Annotated in this window: 10 protein-coding genes and 1 pseudogene; 6 read left to right on the forward strand and 5 right to left on the reverse strand. The window is 72.4% G+C overall.

The window, feature by feature from the left end:
* Positions 1-1,522: peptide ligase PGM1-related protein (locus G5C65_RS25635; RefSeq protein ID WP_241266050.1), on the forward strand; the 1,522-nt coding region annotated here is incomplete at its 5' end.
* 71 nt (positions 1,523-1,593) lie between these two features.
* Positions 1,594-2,172, forward strand: a complete 579-nt coding sequence (locus G5C65_RS25640) for a DUF3995 domain-containing protein (RefSeq protein ID WP_165301299.1) — start codon at positions 1,594-1,596, stop codon at positions 2,170-2,172.
* A gap of 83 nt (positions 2,173-2,255) precedes the next feature.
* Here G5C65_RS25640 and G5C65_RS25645 read toward each other — a convergent pair whose 3' ends face one another.
* Entirely contained in the window at positions 2,256-3,224 is a 969-nt protein-coding gene (locus G5C65_RS25645; protein ID WP_338146653.1) for a GlxA family transcriptional regulator, read from the reverse strand.
* Positions 3,225-3,450: 226 nt separating this feature from the next.
* Between G5C65_RS25645 and G5C65_RS25650 the strand changes: the two genes are divergently transcribed.
* Positions 3,451-4,137: a DJ-1/PfpI family protein gene (locus G5C65_RS25650; protein WP_338146654.1), complete on the forward strand. Its 687-nt coding sequence runs from the start codon at positions 3,451-3,453 to the stop codon at positions 4,135-4,137.
* A 54-nt stretch (positions 4,138-4,191) separates the two neighbouring features.
* A complete protein-coding gene (locus G5C65_RS25655; protein ID WP_165301301.1) occupies positions 4,192-4,593 on the forward strand; it encodes a VOC family protein in 402 nt (133 codons plus the stop codon).
* A gap of 86 nt (positions 4,594-4,679) precedes the next feature.
* Here the strand turns inward: G5C65_RS25655 and G5C65_RS25660 are convergent, their stop codons facing one another.
* Positions 4,680-5,675, reverse strand: coding sequence for a pirin family protein (locus G5C65_RS25660; protein ID WP_165301302.1), 996 nt, complete (start codon positions 5,673-5,675; stop codon positions 4,680-4,682).
* A gap of 60 nt (positions 5,676-5,735) precedes the next feature.
* On the reverse strand, positions 5,736-6,242 hold the full coding sequence (locus G5C65_RS25665; RefSeq protein WP_165301303.1) for a MarR family winged helix-turn-helix transcriptional regulator: 507 nt from the start codon (positions 6,240-6,242) through the stop codon (positions 5,736-5,738).
* Between the two features lie 117 nt (positions 6,243-6,359).
* Here G5C65_RS25665 and G5C65_RS25670 point away from each other — a divergent pair, with 117 nt between their 5' ends.
* A complete protein-coding gene (locus G5C65_RS25670; protein WP_165301304.1) occupies positions 6,360-6,950 on the forward strand; it encodes a malonic semialdehyde reductase in 591 nt (196 codons plus the stop codon).
* A gap of 47 nt (positions 6,951-6,997) precedes the next feature.
* Entirely contained in the window at positions 6,998-7,528 is a 531-nt protein-coding gene (locus G5C65_RS25675) for a cupin domain-containing protein (RefSeq protein ID WP_165301305.1), read from the forward strand.
* A gap of 136 nt (positions 7,529-7,664) precedes the next feature.
* Here G5C65_RS25675 and G5C65_RS25680 read toward each other — a convergent pair.
* Both G5C65_RS25680 and G5C65_RS25685 read right to left on the reverse strand, forming a co-directional pair.
* A pseudogene (locus G5C65_RS25680) lies at positions 7,665-7,902 on the reverse strand (type II toxin-antitoxin system Phd/YefM family antitoxin).
* 110 nt (positions 7,903-8,012) lie between these two features.
* On the reverse strand, positions 8,013-8,354 hold the full coding sequence (locus tag G5C65_RS25685; protein ID WP_165301306.1) for an SseB family protein: 342 nt from the start codon (positions 8,352-8,354) through the stop codon (positions 8,013-8,015).
* Positions 8,355-8,509: the final 155 nt, after the last annotated feature.

Genomic DNA, 8,509 nt, shown 5'->3' on the forward strand with positions numbered 1-8,509 from the left:
GGGCGGGCCGGGCACCGTCGTGGTGGTGCCCAGCTTCACCCTGGACCAGGCGGGCATGAGCAAGATCCCCGGAGTGCTGCACTACGAGGAGCGGATGCTCTCCTTTCTGCATCTGCTCCGCGACCCCGGACGGCGGCTGGTGTACGTCACCAGCGAGCCGTTGCCTGACCTGATCGTCGACTACGCGCTGGGCCTGGTGCGCGCGCTCCCCGTCTGGCACGCGCGCCGCCGCCTCACGCTGCTGCACTGCGGCGACGCGTCCCCCGAGCCGCTCACCCGGAAGGTCCTCGCCCGTCCGGGGCTGGTGGCGCGGATCCGCCGCCTGCTGCCGCCGGACCCGGCGGACGCCTGCGTCCTGGCCTTCAACGGCTCCCCGTTCGAGCGGACCCTGGCGCTGCGGCTGGGCGCCCCGCTGTACGCGTGCGACCCGGACCTGTCCTTCCTCGGCTCCAAGAGCGGCGCCCGCGCGCTGTTCCAGGAGGCGGGCGTCCCGGTGCCGCGCGGCCTGGAGGGGCTGCGGGACCGGGACGACGTGGTCAAGGCGCTCGCCGAGCTGCGCGCCGCGCACCCGGACGTCGGCACCGCGGTCATCAAGCTGAACGAGGGCTTCGGCGCGGGCGGCAACGCCCTCTTCCCGCTCGGCGGCGCGCCGCGCACCGGCTCCGCCGAGAGCTGGATCCGCCGCGAACTGCCCGCCCTGGTCACCTTCGCGACGCCGCCCGACAGCTGGGAGCACTTCGCCGGGAAGCTCGACGAGATGGGCGGCGTGGTCGAGGAGCGCGTCGAGGGCTCCGAACTGCGCTCGCCGTCCGTCCAGGTGCGGGTCACCCCCGGGGGCGAGGCCCCGGTGGTCTCCAGCCAGGACCAGGTGTTCGAGGGCGAAGCGAACCAGACGTACGCGGGCGCCGTCGCCCCCGCCGACCCCGCCTACCGCCACTCCCTGCACGAGCTGGGCCTGCGCACCGGGCGGGCGCTCGCCGCCAAGGGCGCCCTCGGCATCGCGAGCGTCGACTTCGTCTCGCGGCGCGGCGCGGCGGCCGGGACCGCCGCGGGGGCCGCTGCCGGGGCCGCTGGCCGGGAGGGCGCGCCGAACGGCCGGCGCGGGCCGGACGGGTGGGCGCACTACGCGGTGGAGATCAACCTGCGGATGGGCGGCGGCACCGCGCCGCTGATGTTCCTCCTCGGCGCGGTGGAGGGTGCCTACGACCCGGGCAGCGGCGACTACCTCACCCCGGACGGCCAGCCCCGCTACTACGTCACCAACGACCGGCTGCGGCACGCCGCCTACCGCGCCCTCACGGCAGAGCACCTGCTCGATACGAGCTACCGCGAGGGCGTTCTGTACGACCCCCGCGACCGCTGCGGCACCATCTTCCACATGCTCGGCGCCCTGCCGGACTTCGGCAAGCTCGCCACGGTCGTCATCGGCACCACCCCGGCGGACGCGCGGCACCGCTACCGCCGTACGGTCGCGGCCCTCGACGCGGCATCCGCCGCCACCTTCCGGCAGGCGCCGATGTAGGCCCGGGGCCGCACGAGGGGGCGCTCGTCGACGTCCGTCGACGGGCGCCCCTCCGACGGTGTCCACGACGGATGTGGACCGGCCCGTGGAGCGCGGCCATCGACTGGAGCGTTTCCATCAGAAGTACTCTGTTTTGCGATGATTGTGATGTGACGCGTGACCATGTGCCGCAGAAGGCTCGTCTGGTGTGGTGTGGCTGTGCAGCCTTCGGGCTCGGTTTGCTGTATGCGCTGGTCAGCGCGTACTGGGCGGCAGGTGGTACAGCCGGGCTGGACACCGTGGGCGGTGATCTGGAGCGGTGGGGTCGGGCTCGCGATCCGACGATGGTCGCGGTGCTCTGGCTGACTGCCGGGCTGAAGCTGATCGCCGCCGTGCTGGGGCTGGCGCTCGTGCGGAAGTGGGGGAAGCGGCTGCCGCGATGGACTCTGCTGGCCCTGTCGTGGGGAGCGACGGCGGTCCTCGTCCTGTACGGGGGATCGCTCGTCGTCGGGCAGGCGCTGGTGAAGGCGGGCGTGATCGAGGCATCGGCGGACGTGGACTGGAAGGCGTTCGACTGGCATCTGTTCCTGTGGGACCCGTGGTTCCTCATCTGGGGCCTGCTGCTGGGCGCGACCACGTGGGGTTCTGCCCGGCAGAGCGCCACACGGTGACATCGCGGGGTTCTTGTCGACGCAGTTCACGGAGACCGCTTCAATTCGCGTCACCGCCCCGCTCGCGCTCCACCAGGCCGGTGTCAGGGGCGGCAGGTGCGTCGTCGGTGCACGCGCCGGTACGCCGAGGGAGGGGTGTCGTAGTGGTCGAGGAACGCCTGCCGGAGGGTTTCGGTCGAACCGAAGCCGCAGCGGCGGGCGACCGCGGTGAGCGGGAGCTCGGTACTGGAGAGCAGCTGCGCGGCGGCCTCCGTGCGGACCGCGCGGACGTACCGGCTGGGTGTGCTGTCGAGGTGGGCGGCGAACAGCCGGGCGAGATGCCGGGTGCTGATGCCCGCGCGGGCGGCCAGTACCGGCGCGGTCAGGTCGGCGTCGAGGCTGCCGGCGACATGGGCCGCGAGATCGGCGACCACCCGGTGTTCGGGCGGCGGTGCGGCGAGGAACATGCTGACCTGGGCCTGGTTTCCCGGCCGCTGCAGATAGGTGACGATGTTCCTGGCGACCTGCCGGGCGAGGGACGGCCCGTGGTCTTCCTCGACGAAGGCCAGGGCCAGATCGAGCCCGCTGGTCACCCCGCCGGAGGTGTAGACGTTGCCGTCCTTGACGAACAGCGGAGTCGGGTCGACCGTCACCCGCGGATACTGCTTCGCGAAGGCGTGCGCGTACTGCCAGTGGGTGGTCGCGCGCCTGCCGTCGAGCAGCCCGGCCGCGGCCAGCACCGTGGCGCCGGAGCAGACCGAAGCGACCCGCCGGCTGAGGGCGGCGAGCCCGCGGATCTGGGACAGGAGCCGGCCGTCCGCCGCGGCCTCCTCGTGGCCGAGGCCGCCCGCCACGATGACCGTGTCGAGCGGGCCCTCGATCCGGTCCAGCCGGTGCACATCGGCCAGGGTCAGGCCCGAGTCGCAGCGGAACGGGCGGCCGTCCACCGTAGCCGGCACGATCTCGTACCGCCGGTCGGCCGCTGCCTGGTTCGCCGCGTGCAGCACTTCCGAAGGGCAGGAGATATCGAGCAGATCCGCGCCCTGGTAACCCACGATCACCGTCTTCCGCACACCGGCGAGGCTACTGCGCGTCCCCGGACCGCGTCCGCCGCCGGCTCCGCCGGGCGCCCCCGGCCGCCGGACGCGCTGCGCAGGATTCCGGACATGGCGCCCCCGGCAGGGTGCGGCCCCGGGGACGCTGGCCCCCATGAGCGACGACACGAGGACAACGGACACGAAGTCATCGGACACGGGGACATCGGACACGGGGACAACCGGCACGAAGACCATCGCGTGCGTGGTGTTCCCGGGACTCACCCCGCTGGACCTGGCCGGGCCGCTGACGATCCTGAGCATGCTGGAGTGGCTGAGGCCCGGGTACCGGGTGACGGTGGTCGGCGAGCGGATCCGGACGTACGAGACCGACACGGCGCTGCGCGTCACCCCGAGCCACACCTTCGCGCAGGTGCCCGCGCCCCAGGTGCTGGTCGTGCCGGGCGGCGCGGCACCGGCCTTCCGCGCCATGACCGACCGGACGCTGCTCGGCTATCTGCGCGGCGCCGCGGCGCACGCGGAGGTGATCTCCTCGGTGTGCAGCGGCTCCCTGCTGCTGGGGGCGGCCGGGCTGCTGCGGGGCCGCCGGGCCACCACGCACTGGACCACGCACGAGCTGCTGGCGGAGTTCGACGCCGCTCCCGTGCACGAGCGCTGGGTCCAGGACGGCCCCTTCCTCACCGCCGCCGGGGTGTCCGCGGGGATCGACATGGCGCTGCATCTGGTCGCCGAGCTGGCCGGAGAGGACGTCGCGCGGCTGGCCCAGTTCGGTGCCGAGTACGACCCCGAGCCGCCGTTCGGCGCACTGGACTGGGACGCCGCGCCCGACGAGGTCTTCGCCCCGGCCGCGGACTCCTGGGTGTCCGACGGCCTGGCCGGACACCCGGAGTTGCAGGCCCGCCTCGCGTCCCGGCTCCGGACGGGGGTGTAGCCAGGGGGAACGACGTCATCGCCGCTCCACCGCCGCCCTACAGTGGGGGGCACCATGCCTGATCTCTTCGGAATCAACCATCTGGCGCTGCCCACGACGGATGTGGACCGGCTCGTGGCGTATTACACGGAAGTGCTCGGCGCGGCGCTGGCGTTCGAGCGCGCGGCCACCTCTTCCGATCCCCGGATCGCGGTCGTCGACGTCGGCGGCGACGACCACCTGATGATCGTCGAGACCGCGACCGCTCCGCGCACGGACCTCGACCCGCTGCGCCGGGCGGGATGGGGTCTGCGCGTGGGAACCCACGCGCGCCTGTGCGAGGTCCGCGAGCGCATCCTGGGCGCCGGGTGGCCGGTCGGGCCGATCGAGACCCTGCCCACGCAGTGGACGATGACGGCGCGCGACCCCGACGGACGGCCCGTCGACGTCCGGGCCCACCGCCCGCGCACCGCCTGAGCATCGCCCGCGCACCGCCTGAGCACCCGGACGGTCCCCGCGTCCGCGCCGTCGTCAACGGGGCCACGGGCCCGCCGCAACCCCCCCTACGCGCGCGGGCGCATCCGGGAGCTCGGCAGCGGGGGCGCCGGCAGCGGCGGCGGCTGACCGGGTGGGAACGCGCCGAACAGCGCGGGCTTGCCGGCGTCGACCGGATCGGCGGTCTCGAAGCCGAGCTCGGCCTGGTAGCGGCGCCGGTACTCGATGATCTCGTCGTGGCTGCGTCCGACGAAGTTCCACCACATCACGATCTGCTCCCCGAGCGGGACGCCGCCCAGCAGGAGGACGCGGGCTTCCGTGTCGCCTGCCGCGATGACCAGCGTCTCGGATCCGGGAGGGACGTAGGCGAGCGATCGATGGCGGGCGACGGCCGAGTTCACCGTGACCTCGCCCCGCTCGGCGAGGACGGCGTGCTCGAAGTCGGCCCGCACGGTGAGCCGGGCCGAGGAGCCGGGTTCGAGCACGAGTTCGGCCCCGAGCAGGTCGGGCGTCCGGGTGTCGACCGGGGACGCCGAGCCGAGGAGCTCGCCGATGAACACGCGCGCCGCGCCGCCGGGAAGCGCCACCGGCTCCGGGACGTGGCGCACGAACGCGTTCTCGCCGAAACGCGTCTCGTCCGGCAGCGCGTACCAGAGCTGCACGCCGTGCAGCGTGCTCGACCCGGGGTCGCTCAGCTCCTGATGGGTGATGCCCCGGCCCGCGATCATCAGGTTGAGCTCTCCCGGCACCACCGAGGCCGTGTTGCCGCCGGAGTCGAGGTGCCCGACGCGCCCGGCGAACAGCCAGGACACCGTCGCGAGCCCGGTGTGCGGATGCCGGGGCACCTGCATCCCACCGGTCTGTGAGACGTCGTCGGGACCGAAGTGGTCCAGAAAGCACCACGACCCCACCAGCGACCTCCGCCGCTGCGGGAGGGTCCGGTGCACGGTCGCAGCGCGCACGCCGCCGAGCGGCACCAGGCGCGGCGTGAGGACCTCCACCGCCGTGCAGGGCCGGTCGTGACCGAGGACTTCCGGATGAGGGTGAGTCTCCAGGTTGGTCATCGCACCAGTTTCTTCCTCTTCTGCCGACGACGCGCTCCGGGCGGCCCCGCGGGGTTGCGGTCAGCTGAGCGTGGTGTCGCCCTGCGCTTCGAGGATCTTGCGCAGCCCCAGGGCGAGCTGTTCGCGCTCCTGGGGAGTGAGGACGGAAAGGATCTGGTCGTAGCCGCGCAGGTGGGCCGCGATGGCTTTGTCGATCAGGTCCTTGCCCGGCTCGGTGAGGCGGATCTGTACGGAGCGGCGGTCGGCGCTCTCGCGGACCCGTTCGACCAGGCCCTTGTCCTCCATGCGGTCGATGCGGTTGGTGATGGCCCCCGGGCTCACCATGGCCGCCTTGACGAAGGTGCCGGCGCTGAGCGTGTAGGGCGGCCCGGAGCGGCGCAGCGCGGCCAGCATGTCGAACTCGCCCATGGTGATGCCGAACTCGTCGCTGAGCTCCTTGAAGTGCTGGTCGTGCACGCGCTGCATGCGCTGGATGCGGCCCAGCACCTCCACGGCCTTCAGCCCGTCGGCCAGCTCCGGGCGCTGGCTGCGCCACTGCTCGATGATCAGGTCCGCCGCGTCCGTCATGTCCGCACCCCTTCCGGCAACTGCTTCAACCATAGAAGGTTTGACATCGAACTAGCAACTGTGCTGGTCTTTCAATGTCGAAAAATATTGGATTGAAAGAGTGTTCTGGAGGCACCCGTGTCCCTGCAGCTCGACCCCGCCGCCCAGGACCTGCTGTTCCGCGAGGCCCGCACCGCCAACACCTTCACCGACGAGCCGGTCACCGACGAGCAGATGCGAGCCGTGCACGACCTGATCAAGTACGGTCCGACCGCGTTCAACCAGTCCCCGCTGCGCATCGTCCTGGTCCGCACGCCCCGGGCCCGTGCACGGCTGCTGGCCCACATGGCCGAGGGCAACCAGGCCAAGACGGCCATGGCGCCACTGGTCGCGATCCTGGCCACCGACCACGAGTTCCACCAGGAACTGCCCAAACTGGCGCCGTTCGCGCCCGATGCCAAGGACACCCACTTCGCCGAGCGGCCGGTGCGCGAGCAGGCCGCCGCCCTGAACGGGGCGCTGCAGGCGGCCTACTTCCTCATCGGCATCCGCGCGGCGGGCCTCGCCGCCGGCCCCATGACCGGCTACGACGCCCATGGTCTGCGCAAAGAGTTCCTGGACGACGACCATGCCCCGCTGATGGTCGTCAACATCGGCCGCCCCGGCCCGGACGCCTGGTTCCCCCGCCTGCCGCGCCTGGCCTACGACGAGGTCGTCACCACGGCCTGACCACGACCTGACCCGCATGCCGGAACCTCAACCACAAGGAGCGCACGATGTCCTACCCGCAGGACCTGCAGGACCCGCAGTATCCCGAGCCCCGCTACCACGCGGACCGGGGCACGGTGAACGCGTCCTTCCGCACCGCCGCCGCCCCGCCGGACTTCACCTCGCCCGGCGGTGACGCCTACCGCTACCTCGCCACACACGAGTCGACCGGCGGCGAGTTCGGCCTGTACAAGGTGGACCTGGCGGCGCGGGCCGCCGGCGCCAGGCCCCACTTCCACAAGGCGATGTCGGAGTCCTTCTACCTTCTCTCCGGGGAACTGGAGCTCTTCAACGGCGACACGTGGGTGACGGGCCGCGCCGGTGACTTCCTGTACGTGCCGGTCGGCGGCCTGCACGCCTTCAGGAACGCGACGGACGAGCCCATGTCGATGCTCATGCTCTTCTCCCCGGGCGCCCCGCGCGAGGAGTTCTTCGAAAGAGTCGCGGAGGTGGCGCAGCGCGGCAGCGAGCACCTCAAGGAGTTCCGTGTGCGGCACGACAGCTACTTCGAGGAGGACTTCGGGCCAGGGGCGGGGTAGCGCGCGGCCGGTACGGAGGAAGCTGCCGGCCTCGCTTCCCGTCCGTGGCCCTGAGACTTTCTCATCCTGGGCGCCGCGCCATCGAAGTCGCCTGGCACTCAGGATGAGACCCTCACCGACAGCTGAGGCACGTCGTCTACCTCTTCTCCAGGCCGAGCCGCCTGCGGACCTCGGCCATGGGAACGCCCGGCTCCAACGTGCCCTCGGCCTTGCGCCGCTGGTACTCGGCCACTGCCAGATATTACGTGCGGTGACACGAGCAGGGCTGCGACATGGCCGTGGTCGGTGAGCGCGATGGTCTCACGCCTGTGTGCCGCTCGGCGTACGAGATCGCCGAGCTGCGAGCGGGCTGCGCTGATGGCGATTTCCGTCACGCCGTCTTGATGCGACAAGACGAACCCTGTCGCATCAAGATGCCCCCGACGCAGCCGGAGCCGTTGTCCTTCCGCGCGCCTTCGTTGACCGAGGCGGGCCTCCGGCGGGCTTACGGGCCGGTGCCGCGCAGCGCCGCCGCGTCCAGCAGGTACGGGCCCGGCTCCGGCCCCAGCGGATCCACCAGGGCGCTGACGCCCTCGGGCAGCAGTTCCGCGAGGTCCTCCGCGGTGGTGGACGCCCACGCGCACGGGCCCGCGAAGAGGGCCAGCAGCCTCAGGGAGCTGAAGACCGGCACGGCGGGGCCGTCCGGCCCGGTCTCGGTCACCAGGAACCCGGGATGCTCGGGGCGCTGGAAGTAGAGGCGTACCGCGCGGGCCGCGGCGAGGCGTTCCGCCCGCGGCAGCGACGCGGCCGTCTCACCCTGGACGAGGGCACGCAGCGATGCGGACATCGCCCACGACGGTAGCCCATCGCGGGCGGCGCGGTCACGGTCCGGACTCGCGCGGGACACCCGGTGCCCCGTCCCCGTCCCCGTCCCCGGGCCCGACGTCGCACCACACGTACTTCCCCGCGTACGTGAGCCGGTGCCACCCCCAGTCGTCGGCG

The organism is Streptomyces boncukensis, assembly GCF_011045075.1.
Taxonomy (GTDB): Bacteria; Actinomycetota; Actinomycetes; order Streptomycetales; family Streptomycetaceae; genus Streptomyces; species Streptomyces boncukensis.

Bases quoted from the DNA above. Each gene is read 5' to 3' on its own strand.
- G5C65_RS25665 (WP_165301303.1), bottom strand. From the start codon at position 6,242: ATGACGGACGCGGCGGACCTGATCATCGAGCAGTGGCGCAGCCAGCGC.
- G5C65_RS25660 (WP_165301302.1), bottom strand. From the start codon at position 5,675: ATGACCAACCTGGAGACTCACCCTCATCCGGAAGTCCTCGGTCACGAC.
- G5C65_RS25655 (WP_165301301.1), top strand. From the start codon at position 4,192: ATGCCTGATCTCTTCGGAATCAACCATCTGGCGCTGCCCACGACGGAT.
- G5C65_RS25685 (WP_165301306.1), bottom strand. From the start codon at position 8,354: ATGTCCGCATCGCTGCGTGCCCTCGTCCAGGGTGAGACGGCCGCGTCG.
- G5C65_RS25640 (WP_165301299.1), top strand. From the start codon at position 1,594: ATGTGGACCGGCCCGTGGAGCGCGGCCATCGACTGGAGCGTTTCCATC.
- G5C65_RS25675 (WP_165301305.1), top strand. From the start codon at position 6,998: ATGTCCTACCCGCAGGACCTGCAGGACCCGCAGTATCCCGAGCCCCGC.